This is a genomic window from Streptomyces sp. NPDC051051 (assembly GCF_040682975.1).
Lineage (GTDB): Bacteria > Actinomycetota > Actinomycetes > Streptomycetales > Streptomycetaceae > Streptomyces.
On sequence record NZ_JBFBCB010000009.1, the window covers coordinates 53,524 to 67,457 of the forward strand.

The 13,934-nt window shown below is 71.5% G+C and carries 14 protein-coding genes; 2 read left to right on the forward strand and 12 right to left on the reverse strand.

The features are described 5' to 3' along the window. Positions 1 to 10: 10 nt before the first annotated feature. Positions 11 to 1,240, forward strand: a complete 1,230-nt coding sequence (locus tag AB0N31_RS09570; RefSeq protein WP_366057835.1) for a DUF349 domain-containing protein — start codon at positions 11 to 13, stop codon at positions 1,238 to 1,240. Between the two features lie 111 nt (positions 1,241 to 1,351). Here AB0N31_RS09570 and AB0N31_RS09575 read toward each other — a convergent pair whose 3' ends face one another. Then, entirely contained in the window at positions 1,352 to 1,918 is a 567-nt protein-coding gene (locus tag AB0N31_RS09575; protein WP_366057836.1) for a tetratricopeptide repeat protein, read from the reverse strand. Between the two features lie 221 nt (positions 1,919 to 2,139). On the opposite strand from AB0N31_RS09575, the gene AB0N31_RS09580 reads away from it, so the two are divergent. Next, positions 2,140 to 2,283 carry a hypothetical protein gene (locus AB0N31_RS09580; RefSeq protein ID WP_366057837.1) on the forward strand — a complete coding sequence of 48 codons (144 nt, stop codon included), beginning with the start codon at positions 2,140 to 2,142 and terminating at the stop codon, positions 2,281 to 2,283. Between the two features lie 188 nt (positions 2,284 to 2,471). On the opposite strand, the gene AB0N31_RS09585 is transcribed toward AB0N31_RS09580, so the two are convergent. The 11 genes from AB0N31_RS09585 to pdxT form a co-directional block, all read right to left on the reverse strand. Next, positions 2,472 to 2,966 carry a hypothetical protein gene (locus tag AB0N31_RS09585; RefSeq protein WP_366057838.1) on the reverse strand — a complete coding sequence of 165 codons (495 nt, stop codon included), beginning with the start codon at positions 2,964 to 2,966 and terminating at the stop codon, positions 2,472 to 2,474. Positions 2,967 to 3,008: 42 nt separating this feature from the next. Next, complete coding sequence (locus tag AB0N31_RS09590) at positions 3,009 to 5,576, reverse strand: bifunctional (p)ppGpp synthetase/guanosine-3',5'-bis(diphosphate) 3'-pyrophosphohydrolase (RefSeq protein ID WP_366057840.1); 2,568 nt, start codon at positions 5,574 to 5,576, stop codon at positions 3,009 to 3,011. A 203-nt stretch (positions 5,577 to 5,779) separates the two neighbouring features. Then, the gene (locus AB0N31_RS09595; RefSeq protein WP_366057841.1) at positions 5,780 to 6,328 is read right to left on the reverse strand and encodes an adenine phosphoribosyltransferase; all 549 of its coding nucleotides are present in this window, start codon (positions 6,326 to 6,328) and stop codon (positions 5,780 to 5,782) included. After that, the gene (gene secF, locus AB0N31_RS09600) at positions 6,325 to 7,449 is read right to left on the reverse strand and encodes a protein translocase subunit SecF (RefSeq protein WP_366057842.1); all 1,125 of its coding nucleotides are present in this window, start codon (positions 7,447 to 7,449) and stop codon (positions 6,325 to 6,327) included. The genes AB0N31_RS09595 and secF overlap by 4 nt, the downstream gene beginning before the upstream one ends. A gap of 3 nt (positions 7,450 to 7,452) precedes the next feature. Further along, the gene (gene secD / locus AB0N31_RS09605) at positions 7,453 to 9,216 is read right to left on the reverse strand and encodes a protein translocase subunit SecD (RefSeq protein WP_366057843.1); all 1,764 of its coding nucleotides are present in this window, start codon (positions 9,214 to 9,216) and stop codon (positions 7,453 to 7,455) included. Between the two features lie 136 nt (positions 9,217 to 9,352). Beyond that, positions 9,353 to 9,862 carry a preprotein translocase subunit YajC gene (gene yajC, locus AB0N31_RS09610; protein WP_366057844.1) on the reverse strand — a complete coding sequence of 170 codons (510 nt, stop codon included), beginning with the start codon at positions 9,860 to 9,862 and terminating at the stop codon, positions 9,353 to 9,355. A 187-nt stretch (positions 9,863 to 10,049) separates the two neighbouring features. After that, positions 10,050 to 11,144, reverse strand: coding sequence for a Holliday junction branch migration DNA helicase RuvB (ruvB, locus tag AB0N31_RS09615; RefSeq protein WP_366057845.1), 1,095 nt, complete (start codon positions 11,142 to 11,144; stop codon positions 10,050 to 10,052). Between the two features lie 26 nt (positions 11,145 to 11,170). Next, positions 11,171 to 11,776 carry a Holliday junction branch migration protein RuvA gene (ruvA, locus tag AB0N31_RS09620; RefSeq protein ID WP_366057846.1) on the reverse strand — a complete coding sequence of 202 codons (606 nt, stop codon included), beginning with the start codon at positions 11,774 to 11,776 and terminating at the stop codon, positions 11,171 to 11,173. Next, positions 11,773 to 12,303, reverse strand: a complete 531-nt coding sequence (ruvC, locus tag AB0N31_RS09625) for a crossover junction endodeoxyribonuclease RuvC (protein ID WP_366057847.1) — start codon at positions 12,301 to 12,303, stop codon at positions 11,773 to 11,775. The genes ruvA and ruvC overlap by 4 nt, the downstream gene beginning before the upstream one ends. Before the next feature lie 207 nt (positions 12,304 to 12,510). Continuing rightward, positions 12,511 to 13,263: a YebC/PmpR family DNA-binding transcriptional regulator gene (locus AB0N31_RS09630; RefSeq protein ID WP_366057848.1), complete on the reverse strand. Its 753-nt coding sequence runs from the start codon at positions 13,261 to 13,263 to the stop codon at positions 12,511 to 12,513. Between the two features lie 48 nt (positions 13,264 to 13,311). After that, positions 13,312 to 13,929 carry a pyridoxal 5'-phosphate synthase glutaminase subunit PdxT gene (pdxT, locus tag AB0N31_RS09635; RefSeq protein WP_366057849.1) on the reverse strand — a complete coding sequence of 206 codons (618 nt, stop codon included), beginning with the start codon at positions 13,927 to 13,929 and terminating at the stop codon, positions 13,312 to 13,314. Positions 13,930 to 13,934: the final 5 nt, after the last annotated feature.

Genomic DNA, 13,934 nt, shown 5'->3' on the forward strand with positions numbered 1-13,934 from the left:
AGGAGGCGCTGTGAGCAGCGACCCGTGGGGCCGCGTCGACGAGACGGGGACCGTGTACGTGCGTACGGCCGACGGCGAGCAGGTCGTCGGTTCCTGGCAGGCCGGCTCCCCCGAGGAGGCGCTGTCCTACTTCGAGCGCAAGTACGAGGGCCTGGTTGTCGAGATCGGCCTCCTCGAGAAGCGGGTGCGGACCACCGACCTGTCGGCGAAGGACGCCCAGGTCGCGATCGGTCACATCCGCGAGCAGGTGGACGCGCATCACGCGGTCGGCGACCTGGACGCGCTGCGCACCCGGCTGGACAAGCTGGTGGCGACGGTCGAGGCGCGCCGCGAGGAGCGCAAGCAGCAGCGGGCCAAGCAGTCCGACGAGGCCCGGAAGGCCAAGGAGGACCTCGTCGCGGAGGCCGAGCAGCTGGCGCAGTCCGACCAGTGGCGGGCGGCCGGTGAGCGGCTGCGGGCGCTGGTGGACACCTGGAAGGGCCTGCCGCGCCTGGACCGCAAGTCGGACGACGAGCTGTGGCACCGGTTCTCGCACGCCCGGTCGGCGTTCTCCAAGCGCCGCAAGGCCCACTTCGCGCAGCTCGACGCCCAGCGCGAGGAGGCCCGCCGGGTCAAGGAGCGGCTGGTCGCCGAGGCCGAGGCGCTGTCCGGCTCGACGGACTGGGGCCCGACGGCCGCGCGCTACCGCGACCTGATGACCGAGTGGAAGTCGGCGGGCCGCGCCCAGCGCGAGCACGAGGACGACCTGTGGAACCGCTTCCGCGGCGCCCAGGACGTCTTCTTCGCCGCCCGCAGCTCGGTCTTCGCGGAGCGCGACGCCGAGCAGACGGAGAACCTGAAGCTGAAGGAGGAGCTGGCCGAGGAGGCCGAGAAGATCCTCCCGGTGACGGATCTCAAGGCGGCGCGGGCCGCGTTCCGCTCGGTCAACGAGCGCTGGGAGGCCATCGGCCACGTGCCGCGCGACGCCCGGCCGAAGGTCGAGGGTCGGATGCACGCGGTGGAGCGGGCCATCCAGGAGGCCGAGGAGGCCGAGTGGCGCCGGACCAACCCGGAGGCACGCGCGCGTGCCGAGGGTCTGACCGGTCAGCTCCAGGCGGCCGTGGACAAGCTGCGTTCCCAGATCGAGCAGGCGCGCGCACAGGGCAACAGCGCCCGGGCCGACAAGCTGGAGCGTGAACTGGAGGGCCGTCGGGCGCTGCTGGACCAGGCGCTCAAGGGACTCCAGGAGTTCGGCGGCTGACACCGCCTGCCGGAACCGGCCCGAACGGCCCGGCCGTGGTCTCCCACGGCCGGGCCGTTCGGCGTTCCCGGGTGTCGCACGGTGTCCGGAGAGCCGGGCGGACCGGAGGACTCAGGCGTGGCCGCCGCGTTCGCTGATGTCCAGGGCGTGCTTGAGGACCTCGCAGGCCTGGAGGTGGTTGCCGGACTCCTGGAGCAGGTCGGCGAGGCGTCGGCAGACCAGGACGGCCTCCGGGCCGTAGACCTTGTGGACCTGCTGGAAGGCGAGTTCCAGGACCTCGATGGCGTCCTTGACCTGGCCGGTCTCGGCGAGGAGTTCGGAGAGTTCGAGCTGGACGGCGAGCAGGTCGCCCGGGGCGTCGGCGGTCCGCTGTTCCTGGAGGGCGAGCCGCAGCACCGGCAGGGCGTCGCGGGTGTTGCCCTCGGCGCGCAGCAGCCGGGCGACGGCGAGGCCGGTGGAGACCATGGCGGCGCGGACGTCGGCGGGCAGGACCGGGCCCGCCGGGGTGTGGCGGCCGGCCCGGGACTTGTTGCGGGCCGGCGGGAGCCGTCCCACGCCGTTCTCCTGGGAGTGCTGGGGCAGCGGGCGGTTCTTGGCGCGCAGGCGTTCCAGCAGGACGCGGTAGAGCGTGTCCAGGTCGATCAGTTCGGGGCCGCCCTCGACGCCGTGCCGCAGCACGGTGAGGAGTTCGCCGGTGAAGGCGGTGTAGCGCTCGCCGTCGGGGGCCAGGGCGATCCGGTCGCGGGGGGGGAGGAGGTCAGGACGTACGCCCCGTCCACGGCGGCCTCCGCGGTGAGGACGTCGCCGCCGGACAGGGTCCGGGCGGCGCGGCCGCTGAAGCAGCGGTCCAGGACGACGACCTTGCGGCGGGCGCGGGCGGAGCGCAGCGCGGTGCGCAGGTGCTGGTAGGCGACGGTGGTGTAGCCGAGGTGTTCGCGGGAGTCGCCGAGGGCGAGGTAGAGGTCGGCGACTCCGCGTCGCGCATGCCGTGTCCGGCGAAGTACACCAGCAGGGTGTCGGTGGCCTCCTCGCTCGCCCGGTAGACGGGTCGAGGATGGTCTGGGGGCTCAGGGGGTCGGTGACGACCGTGCAGTGCTGCACGGGCAGCCCCCACACGGTGGCGTCGCACAGCTCGGCTGCGAGATCAACGACACCGGCCTCGACGGCGGGGAGCTGGGGCAGGTGGCGGTAGGAGGCGGTGCCGATGAGCACGGCCCGCGAGCGCGCCGGGTCAGGGAGTGCCGTCATCGCCTCCGCTTCCCTCGGTGCGGGGGGCGGGCGGGGCGACGGGGGCGGCGTCGCCGTCGGGGAGGGCGACGAGGCGCCGTACGGTCCGCTCGTCGCGGGCCGCCCGGGCGGTGAGCAGGACCTCCACGTCGCCGCGGCGCAGGGTGACGGCCGGGGCGCGGCGCAGGGAGGCCTGCCACTGGAGGACGGAGACCACGAGGGAGGCCGCGGACAGTCCGCCCGACACGGCGAACTGGAGCACGTCGAAGCCGGTGCCCATGCCGCCGGGCGGGGGCGGGGCGGCGGCGGGGCGGTCGAGCCGGGTGTCCTCCGCCTCGTGCACGACGCCCATGCCGCCGCGGCCGAGAAAGCGGACGGGGCGGTAGCGCCCTGCCACCAGAAGAGGTGCGGCGGGCGGCGACGCCTCGACCGGCCCGTCCACCGGCCCGTCGGCCGGTGGCGCCCCGCCCGTTAATCCGTCCTGTCCGGTACCGCCCATCCCTCTCCCCGTCCCCGTCGGCCCCTGCCGTCCGCCCGTAGGTTACGGCCTGCGTGCCGATGTCACCCGGTAGACGTCGTAGACGCCCTCGACCCCGCGGACGGCCTTCAGGACGTGTCCCAGGTGCTTGGGGTCGCCCATCTCGAAGGTGAAGCGGGAGGTGGCGACACGGTCGCGGGAGGTCTGCACGGCTGCCGAGAGGATGTTGACGTGCTGGTCCGACAGGACCCGCGTGACGTCCGAGAGGAGCCGCGAGCGGTCCAGCGCCTCGACCTGTATGGCGACCAGGAAGACCGAGGACTGCGTCGGCGCCCACTCGACCTCGAGGATGCGCTCCGGCTCCCGCGAGAGCGAGTCCACGTTGACGCAGTCGCTGCGGTGGACCGACACACCGCTGCCGCGCGTGACGAAGCCGATGATCGGGTCGCCGGGGACGGGCGTGCAACAGCGGGCCAGCTTGACCCACACGTCGTCGACGCCCTTGACGACCACACCCGGGTCGTTGCTGCTGCGCCGCTTGCGCCCGCGACCGCGGGACGGGACCGTCTCGTCGATCTCCTCGCTCGCGGCCTCTTCGCCGCCGAGGGCCTGCACCAGCTTCTGCACGACGTTCTGCGCGGCGACGTGGCCCTCGCCGATCGCGGCGTACAGCGAGGAGATGTCCGGGTAACGCATCTCGTGCGCGAGCGTGACCAGGGAGTCACCGGTGAGGATGCGCTGGATCGGCAGGTTCTGCTTGCGCATCGCGCGGGCGATGGCGTCCTTGCCCTGCTCGATCGCCTCGTCGCGGCGCTCCTTGGAGAACCAGGCCCGGATCTTGTTGCGGGCGCGCGGTGACTTGACGAAGCCGAGCCAGTCGCGGGACGGTCCGGCGCCGACCGCCTTGGAGGTGAAGACCTCCACCAGGTCGCCGTTGTCCAGCGTGGACTCCAGCGGTACGAGTCTGCCGTTGACCCGTGCTCCTATCGTCCGGTGGCCGACCTCCGTGTGCACCGCGTACGCGAAGTCGACCGGCGTCGCCCCGGCCGGGAGCGCTATGACGTCGCCCTTCGGCGTGAAGACGAAGACCTCGTTGCGGGAGAGGTCGAAACGCAGCGAGTCCAGGAACTCGCTGGGGTCCTCGGTCTCCTTCTGCCAGTCCAGGAGCTGCCGCAGCCACGCCATGTCGTTGAGGTGGTCGTCCTTGCCCTTGCCGGACGACTTGGGCGCGTCGCTGCGGACCTTGGAGGCACCGGCGACGGCTTCCTGCTTGTACTTCCAGTGGGCGGCGATGCCGTACTCGGCGCGGCGGTGCATGTCGAACGTGCGGATCTGGAGTTCGACCGGCTTGCCGTTGGGGCCGATGACCGTCGTGTGCAGCGACTGGTACATGTTGAACTTGGGCATCGCGATGTAGTCCTTGAACCGCCCCGGAACCGGGTTCCAGCGGGCGTGGACGGTGCCCAGCGCCGCGTAGCAGTCGCGGACGGTGTCCACCAGGACGCGGATGCCGACCAGGTCGTAGATCTCCGCGAAGTCACGGCCGCGGACGATCATCTTCTGGTAGACGCTGTAGTAGTGCTTGGGGCGGCCGGTGACGGTCGCCTTGATGCGGGCGGCGCGCAGGTCGGCCTGGACCTCGTCGGTCACTATGGCCAGGTACTCGTCACGCTTCGGTGCCCTTTCGGCCACCAGCCGGACGATCTCGTCGTACATCTTGGGATAGAGGATCGCGAAGGCGAGGTCCTCCAGTTCCCACTTGATGGTGTTCATGCCCAGGCGATGGGCGAGCGGCGCGTAGATCTCGAGGGTCTCGCGCGCCTTCTTCTCCTGCTTCTCGCGCTTGAGGTAGCGCATGGTGCGCATGTTGTGCAGGCGGTCGGCCAGCTTGATGACCAGGACGCGCGGGTCCTTGGCCATGGCGACGACCATCTTGCGGACGGTCTCGGCCTGCGCGGCCTCGCCGAACTTGACCTTGTCGAGCTTGGTCACGCCGTCGACGAGGAGGGCGACCACGTCGCCGAAGTCACGGCGCAGGTCGTCCAGGCCGTACTCGGTGTCCTCGACCGTGTCGTGGAGCAGGCCCGCCATGAGGGTGGCGGGATCCATGCCCAGCTCGGCGAGGATCGTCGTCACCGCGAGCGGGTGCGTGATGTACGGGTCGCCGCTCTTGCGCTTCTGCCCCCGGTGCCAGCGCTCGGCGACCTGGTAGGCCTTCTCCATCTGACGCAGGGTGGCGGTCTCGATCTTCGGGTCGTTGCTGCGCACTATCCGCAGCAGCGGTTCCAGGACCGGGTTGTACGGGTTCGCGCGCTGGACGCCGAGACGGGCGAGACGGGCGCGGACGCGGTTCGAGGAGCCGGAGCGGGCGGGCGGCTGCGCGGCGGCGGGACGGGCGGCCGGCGGGGCGGCGGGGCGCTCGGGCGAGGGGGATGCCGCCGCCCCGGCCGCGTCGGGCGCGGGGGCCGGCTTGGGGCGGGGCTGCTCGGCCGGCTGCTGCTCGACGGGGGCGGAGCGGTCGTGCTCGACCGGCCCGCGGGCGTCGTCGGGCGCCTGCGACGCGGGCTCGGCCGCGGGCTCCGAGGAGGACTCGGGCTTGGCGGCGGTCAGGTGCTGGGCCTCGTCTGGCAAGAGGGCTCCTCGTGCGCGATCCGGGTGCCCCGGTCAGGCTCCGGAGCATCCATCGTAGCGATCCCGGGCTCCGGGATCGCCTCCGGACCGATGCGAGGGCGGTCCGCCCGTGGAACACGAGGGGCGGGCACCGGATTCCTCCGGGCCCGCCCGCTTGCCGTACGGCGGTCGTCACGCCGTGCCGGTCGTGCTCCACAGCGCTGTCAGACCGTGAGCAGCGCCTCCAGCGGGGCTCCGGCCAGGGCCGCCTCCAGGCGGCGCCGGCCGTCGAGGAAGCCCAGCTCCATGAGGACGGCGACGCCCGACACCTCGGCACCGGCGCGGTGGATGAGCTGGATCGACGCCTCGGCGGTGCCGCCGGTGGCGAGGACGTCGTCGACGATCAGGATGCGGTCGTCGGCGGTCAGGTCCTCGGCGTGGATCTCGATCTCGGCCGAGCCGTACTCCAGGTCGTAGGCCTGGGCGAGGGTGGCTCCGGGGAGCTTGCCCGCCTTGCGCACGGGGACGAAGCCGAGGCCGGCCCGGACGGCGACGGGAGCGCCCAGGATGAAGCCACGGGCCTCCAGACCGACGACCTTGGTGGCACCGGTGCGCACGGCGATCTCCGCGAACGCCTCGGTGAGCGCGGCGAACGCCGCCGGGTCCGCGAGCAGCGGCGTGATGTCCTTGAACATCACGCCCGGCTCCGGGTAGTCGGCCACGTCACGGATGCGGCTGAGCAGCAGCGTCGTGAGGTCGGTGGTCTCGGTCATCGGCGCTTCCCCGAAGGACGGCCGCGGCCCCGGCCGCGGGACGAGGGCTGGGTGCGGGGGCCGACGACGGCCGTCTCGGTGTCTTCGGGGTCCTCGAGGCCCTCCTCACGCCCGTCGTAGCCGTACGACCGCGCGGGCTCCTCGTCGGCGTGCGACTGGGCGCGCTTGGCGAGGACGCGCTTCCTCAGGGCCCGCACCTGCGGCTCGCGTTCCTTGAGGTCGGCGACGAGCGGGGTGGCGATGAAGATCGAGGAGTAGGCGCCGGCGGCGAGGCCGACGAACAGCGACAGCGAGATGTCGTTGAGCGTGCCCGCGCCGAGGAAGCCGCCGCCGATGAACAGCAGGCCCGCGACCGGGAGCAGCGCGACCACCGTGGTGTTGACGGAACGCACCAGGGTGCCGTTGATCGAGCGGTTGGCGATCTCGCTGTAGGTGAAGCGGGTCTGCTTCGTGAGGTCCTTCGTCTGTTCCTTGAGGGAGTCGAAGACGACGACCGTGTCGTACAGGGAGTAGCCGAGGATGGTCAGCAGACCGATCACCGTGCCCGGCGTGACCTCGAAGCCGACGAGGGCGTAGATGCCGACGGTGATGGTGATGTCGTGGATCAGGGCGACGAGCGCCGCGACGGCCATGCGCCACTCGAAGGCGATCGCCAGGTAGATCACGACCAGGACCATGAAGATCGCCAGACCCTGCCAGGCCTTGTTGGCGATCTGGTCACCCCAGCTGGGGCCGACCAGGTCGGCGGCGATCGACTCGGGGTCGACCTTGAACTCCTTGGCGAGGTCCTCCTTGACCGCGTCGGACTGCTTGGTGTCCATGCCGGCGATCTGGATGCGCAGCGAGCCGTCGCCGAGCTTCTGCACGACCGCCTGGTGGCCCGCCGCCTCCTCCGCGGCGGTCTCCGCCTGCGAGACGGAGACGGAGGTGTTCTTGGCGGTGGTGAAGACGGCACCACCCTGGAAGTCGATGCCCATGTTCAGGCCGCGGACCGCCAGGCCGACGATGGCCGTGATCGTGATCAGGATCGAGATGCCGTACCAGATCTTGCGGTGACCGATGAAGTCGTAGCTGATCTCACCACGGTGCAGTCGGGCGCCGAGGCTGCCGAGTTTCGACATCGCTCACGCCTCCTTCGTCTCGACGGGACCGGCGGCAGGACCGGAGGGACGGCGGGTGCGGCGCAGCGGCGGCTTGGCGCCCAGGCTCTTCGGGTCGAGGCCGGACCACTTGTGGCCGCCGGCGAAGAACTTGCGGCGCGCGATCAGCGTCATCAGCGGCTTGGTGAAGAAGAAGACCACGACCACGTCGAGGACGGTGGTCAGACCGAGCGTGAACGCGAAGCCCTGGACCTTGCCGACGGTGACGAGGAACAGCACCGCGGCGGCGAGGAACGACACGAAGTCGGAGACCAGGATGGTGCGCCGCGCCCGGGGCCAGGCCCGCTCGACCGCGGGGCGCAGGGAGCGGCCCTCGCGGATCTCGTCCCGGACCCGTTCGAAGTACACGATGAACGAGTCCGCGGTGATGCCGATGGCGACGATGGCACCGCAGACGGCCGGCAGGTTGAGCGCGAAGTGGATCGTCGGGCCGAGCAGCGACATGATCACGTACGTCAGCGCGGCGGATACCAGCAGCGAGGCGATCGCGATGAGCGACAGGCCGCGGTAGTAGGCCACCAGGTAGACGATGACCAGGCCGAGGCCGATGGCGCCCGCGATCAGACCGGCGCGGAGCTGGTCACCGCCGAGCGCGGCGGTCACGGTCTGGACGCTCGACTCCTCGAAGCTGAGCGGCAGCGCGCCGTACGACAGCATGTTGGCGAGGTTCTGGGCCTCTTCCTGCTGGAAGCTGCCGGAGATCTGGGCCCGACCGCCGGCGATGGAGGAGCTGACGTAGGGGCTGGAGACGACCTCGCCGTCGAGGACGATGCCGAACTGGTTCTGCGGCGACTGGTTCTGGGCGAGTTGGCCCGTGATGTCCGCGAACTTCTTCGCACCCTTGGAGTCGAACTTCATGTCGACCTGCCAGCCGGCGGCACCCTGGGTGTCGTAGACCGCCTTGGCCTCGTCGACCTCGGTGCCGTCGACGGCGGCCGGGCCGAGCAGGTACTTGTACCAGACGCCGTCGATGTCGCCGCAGGCCACGGTCGTGGCGCCGGGCTTGACGCCTTCGCCGAGCCCGGCGCGCTGCGAGCGCTTGCTGCAGTCCAGGGCGGCGTACTTCGCCTGGAGGGCGGCCTCGTCGGCGGTACCGCCGCTCGCGGACGCCGAGGGGCTGGCGGAGGCGGAGGCGCTCGCGGAGGGCGACGGCGTGGAGTCGGCCTTCAGGGCGTCGGTGACGGCGCGGCCCTGGGAGGTGGCGGAGGCCGACGGAGAGGTCGAGGAGGAGGCCTTCTCACCTGCCGAGGCGCCCGCGGAGGGGCTCGGGGAGGCGGCCGGGGAACCGCTGGCCGACGGGCTCGGCGAACCGCTCGCGGCGGCGCCGCTGGGCTCACTGGCCAGGACCGGGCGGAAGTACAGCTTGGCGGTGGTGCCGACCTGTGCCCGGGCTTCCTTGGAGTTGATGCCCTTGGGGATGTTCACGATGATGTTGCGGTCGCCCTGGGTCTGCACCTCCGCCTCGGAGACGCCAAGACCGTTGACACGGCGGTTCATGATCTCGACCGCGGTGTCCATGTTGGCCTTGTTGATCGCGGACCCTTGGTCGGCCTTCGCCTGGAGCGTGATGCTCGTACCGCCGGCAAGGTCGATGCCGAGACGCGGAGTCGTGTGACCGGAGAGGAACATGCCTCCGGTGAGCCCCACGATGGCGATCAGGATCAGGGCCAGCGAGCGCCACGGCTTGCTCTGGGCGCTCGCGCTCCGGCCCTTTTTAGGTGCTGCCACCTTCTCGTACTCCCTCTCGGGCCGCCTCGCGCCGGGTCAGCGCGGCAGCGGCCATGACATGGTGTCGGGATCCCCTATGTGCGAGATTGCGCGCGCCCGGGGCACGCGGGACCGGCCCGCGTGCCCCGGGTCGTGGCTACTTCTTCGCGTCGGAGTCGCCGTCGGTCTTCTTCGGCTCTTCGTCGGCCTCGGCAGCGGCGGTCTTCTCCTCGGCCTCGTTCTTCGTGCCGGGCTCCTCGTCCTTCTTGCCGAGGTCGACGGGCTGGTCGCCGGAAGCGGCGGCAGCGTCGGCGGACCCGTCGGTCCCGGTGAGGGAGGAGGCGTCGTCCGGGACGACGTCGGCGTCGGACTTCAGGTCGTGCTCGATGCCGTGGACGATGCGGTTGTACTCGTCGTCCGTCAGCACGGCGCCGATCGAGTTCTTCGCGAAGAGCAGGTCCACACCCGGGCCGGCGTCGAGGAGGACCGTGTCCTCGTTGACCTCCTTGACCGTCGCGTACATGCCCCCGATCGTGCGGACACCGCTGCCGGGCTGCATCTGGTTGCGCATGTCCACGGCCTGCTGCTGCTTCTTCTTCGCCGACCGGGTCATCAGGAACATGGCCCCGATGAGCACGATGAACGGGAGGAGGGTCACGAGACTCACGGGTCGGTACTTCCTTCACGCGACCGCGGTGGTGAGCGGCCTGATGGTTGGGGGTGTGTGCGCTGCCGACAAGGGCGGCATCGGCGGAGTCTAAGCGAGTCCGCGTGCAGGGAACAACGCTCAGCATGGCACCAGGGTTCCTGGTGCCGCCATCACCCCGTCCGATCCCGGGCGGATGCCCGGGCGGTCACGCCCCGAACAGGTCCTGTTGTCCGTTTCCCGCGGTGGCGGGGCGGGGCGGGGTCAGGTCCAGGTGGGTCCAGGCGGCGGGGGTCGCGACCCGGCCGCGGGGCGTGCGGGCGAGCAGGCCCTCGCGGACGAGGAAGGGTTCGGCGACCTCCTCGACGGTCTCGCGCTCCTCCCCCACGGCGACGGCGAGCGTGGACAGGCCGACCGGTCCGCCGCCGAACAGCTTCAGCAGGGCCGTGAGGACCGCGCGGTCGAGGCGGTCGAGGCCGCGGGCGTCGACCTCGTAGACCTTGAGCGCGGCTTCCGCGATCTCGCGGGTGATCCCGCCGTCCGCCTTGACCTGGGCGTAGTCCCGGACGCGGCGCAGCAGGCGGTTGGCGATGCGGGGCGTGCCGCGGGAGCGGCCGGCGATCTCGGCGGCGCCGTGGGTGTCGATCTCGACATCGAGGAGGTTCGCCGAGCGGTGGATCACCCGCTCCAGCTCGGCCGGCTCGTAGAACTCCATGTGCGCGGTGAAGCCGAAGCGGTCGCGCAGCGGGGGCGGCAGCAGGCCCGCGCGCGTGGTGGCGCCGACCAGGGTGAACGGGGGCAGCTCCAGGGGGATCGCGGTGGCGCCGGGGCCCTTGCCGACGATGACGTCGACGCGGAAGTCCTCCATCGCCATGTAGAGCATCTCCTCGGCGGGCCGGGACATGCGGTGGATCTCGTCGAGGAAGAGGACCTCGCCCTCCTGGAGGGAGGAGAGGATCGCGGCGAGGTCGCCCGCGTGCTGGATGGCGGGGCCGCTGGTGATCCGGATCGGGGCGCCCATCTCGGCCGCGATGATCATCGACAGGGTGGTCTTGCCGAGGCCGGGGGCGCCGGAGAGCAGCACGTGGTCGGCGGTGGCGCCCCGCGCGCGTGCGGCGCGCAGGACCAGGTCGAGCTGTTCGCGGACCTTCTCCTGGCCGATGAACTCGCCCAGGTCCTTGGGGCGCAGGGCGGCCTCGACGGCCTGGTCCTCGCCGTCGGCGACAGAGCCCACCAGCCGCTCCGCGGCGGGGCCGGCGAGCCCCTCGTCGGCGGTCGCGTCGGTCGGGTCGTCCCAGTTCATGTGGTGTGCCTCGGGGATGTAGGGGGTCAGCGGGCTCGGTTGAGGGTCTGCAGCGCCGCCTTCAGGAGCTGACCGACCGGGGGTGTGCCACCGGCGGCCTCGGCCTGCGGCGCGACCGCGGTCACGGCCTCCTCGGCCTCGCGGGTCGCGTAGCCGAGGCCGATCAGGGCCGCGTGCAGCTGGTCGCGCCAGCCCTGGGTGACGGGTGTGCCGACGGCGGGGGCGCCGGTCGGCTCGCCGAGGCGGTCCTTCAGCTCCAGCAGGAGCTTCTGGGCGCCCTTCTTGCCGATGCCGGGGACGGCGACGAGGGCCTTCTCGTCACCGGTGGCGACGGCTCGCCGCAGGGCGTCCGGCGAGTGGACCGCCAGCATGGCCTGGGCGAGGCGGGGGCCGACCCCGCTCGCGGTCTGGAGCAGTTCGAAGACCTGGCGCTCGTCGTCGTCGGCGAAGCCGTACAGGGTGAGGGAGTCCTCGCGGACGACCAGGGAGGTGGCGAGTCTCGTCTCCCGGCCCGTGCGCAGGCCCGAGAGCGTGTTCGGCGTGCACTGGACGGCGATGCCGATGCCGCCCACCTCGACCACCGCGCAGTCGGGGGCGAGGGCGGCGACCGGTCCGCTCACGAAGGCGATCATCCCGTACGGCCTTTCGATGTGTGCAGGGCGACGGCCTGCTGGAGTCGGTTCTGCGCGGGGGCGCGCCAGATGTGGCAGATGGCGAGGGCGAGGGCGTCGGCGGCGTCGGCGGGCTTGGGGGGCGCGTCGAGCCGGAGCAGCCGGGTCACCATGGCGCCGACCTGGGCCTTGTCGGCGCGGCCGCTGCCGGTGACGGCCGCCTTGACCTCGCTGGGGGTGTGCAGGGCGACCGGGATGCCGCGGCGGGCGGCGCACAGCATGGCGACGGCGCTGGCCTGGGCGGTGCCCATGACCGTGCGCACGTTGTGCTGGCTGAACACCCGCTCCACGGCGACGCATTCGGGGCGGTACTCGTCCAGCCACCGCTCGATGCCCTGCTCGACGGCGACGAGGCGCTGTCCCAACTCGGCGTCCGCGGGCGTCCGTACGACACCGACGCCGAGCATGGTGAGCGGTCGGCCCGCGACGCCCTCGACGACGCCCACGCCGCATCGCGTGAGACCGGGGTCCACCCCGAGTACGCGCACGCGCCCTCCTCGTCCTCGTCCGGACCCGCGCCCGGACTCCTGCGCCCCGGTCCTCATGACCGGGCCCTCGCGTCCGAGCCGGCCCGGCCGAATGCCGTGACCGGTGATCCCTGACGGTCGCCAGGCTATCCGCTGGTACCGACAACGCCGTCGGGCCGGCGGGACATGTCCCACCGGCCCGACGGATCCGCTCGGTTCGCGGCAGCGCTACGCGTCGACCTTCTCCATGACCTCGTCGCTGACGTCGAAGTTGGCGAAGACGTTCTGCACGTCGTCGCTGTCCTCGAGCGCGTCGATCAGCTTGAAGATCTTCCGGGCGCCCTCCTCGTCCAGTTCGACCTGCATGGTCGGGACGAAGTTGGCGTCGGCGGAGTCGTAGTCGATGCCGGCGTCCTGGAGGGCGGTGCGGACCGCGACCAGGTCGGTGGCCTCGCTGAGGACCTCGAAGGACTCACCGAGGTCGTTGACCTCCTCGGCGCCCGCGTCCAGGACGGCGCCGAGCACGTCGTCCTCGGTCAGCTCGCCCTTGGGGACGATGACGACGCCCTTGCGGTTGAAGAGGTACGACACCGAGCCGGGGTCGGCCATGGATCCGCCGTTGCGGGTCATGGCGACGCGGACGTCGGAGGCGGCGCGGTTGCGGTTGTCGGTGAGGCACTCGATGAGCACCGCGACGCCGTTCGGGCCGTAGCCCTCGTACATGATCGTCTCGTAGTCGGCACCGCCGGCCTCAAGGCCACCGCCGCGCTTGATCGCGGAGTCGATGTTCTTGTTGGGGACCGACGACTTCTTGGCCTTCTGGACGGCGTCGTAGAGCGTCGGGTTGCCGTCCAGGTCGACACCGCCCATGCGCGCCGCGACCTCGATGTTCTTGATCAGCTTCGCGAAGAGCTTGCCGCGCTTGGCGTCGATCACGGCCTTCTTGTGCTTCGTCGTGGCCCATTTAGAGTGGCCGGACATCTGCCTGTCTCCTTCGCGTAACCCATCTCTGCATGAACGCCAGAGATCCTACAAGGACTCCGGTGTCCGGTTCGCGCGCACCATGTCCACGAACAGCGAGTGCACGCGGTGGTCGCCGGTCAGCTCCGGGTGGAACGACGTGGCCAGCGCGTTCGCCTGGCGGACCGCGACGATGTGGCCCTCGTGCTCGGCGAGCACCTCGACGCGGGCACCGACGGACTCCACCCAGGGGGCGCGGATGAAGACGCCCTCCACAGGATCGCCCTCGACGCCCTTGATGTCGACCGCCGCTTCGAAGGACTCGTTCTGCCGTCCGAAGGCGTTGCGGCGCACGATCATGTCGATGCCGCCGACGGTCTCCTGGCCCGAGCGCGGGTCGAGGATCTTGTCGGCGAGCAGGATCATGCCCGCGCAGGTGCCGTAGACGGGCAGGCCGGCCCGCACGCGCGCGCGGAGGGGTTCCAGCACGCCGAAGAGCACGGCCAGCTTGGAGATGGTGGTGGACTCGCCGCCGGGGAGGACCAGGCCGTCGACCTCGGCGAGTTCTTCGGGGCGCCTGACCGGCCTGGCCACGGCGTCGGCCGCGGCCAGGGCGACGAGGTGCTCCCGTACGTCGCCCTGGAGGGCCAGGACGCCGACGACGGGGGCTGCAGATGAATCCGCCATGGTGA

What these genes read in the sequence shown, in the direction of transcription:
- AB0N31_RS09585 (WP_366057838.1), bottom strand. Translation starts at nt 2,966, where the DNA reads ATGGGCGGTACCGGACAGGACGGATTAACGGGCGGGGCGCCACCGGCC.
- AB0N31_RS09595 (WP_366057841.1), bottom strand. Translation starts at nt 6,328, where the DNA reads ATGACCGAGACCACCGACCTCACGACGCTGCTGCTCAGCCGCATCCGT.
- secF (WP_366057842.1), bottom strand. Translation starts at nt 7,449, where the DNA reads ATGTCGAAACTCGGCAGCCTCGGCGCCCGACTGCACCGTGGTGAGATC.
- ruvB (WP_366057845.1), bottom strand. Translation starts at nt 11,144, where the DNA reads ATGAACTGGGACGACCCGACCGACGCGACCGCCGACGAGGGGCTCGCC.
- ruvA (WP_366057846.1), bottom strand. Translation starts at nt 11,776, where the DNA reads ATGATCGCCTTCGTGAGCGGACCGGTCGCCGCCCTCGCCCCCGACTGC.
- AB0N31_RS09630 (WP_366057848.1), bottom strand. Translation starts at nt 13,263, where the DNA reads ATGTCCGGCCACTCTAAATGGGCCACGACGAAGCACAAGAAGGCCGTG.
- pdxT (WP_366057849.1), bottom strand. Translation starts at nt 13,929, where the DNA reads ATGGCGGATTCATCTGCAGCCCCCGTCGTCGGCGTCCTGGCCCTCCAG.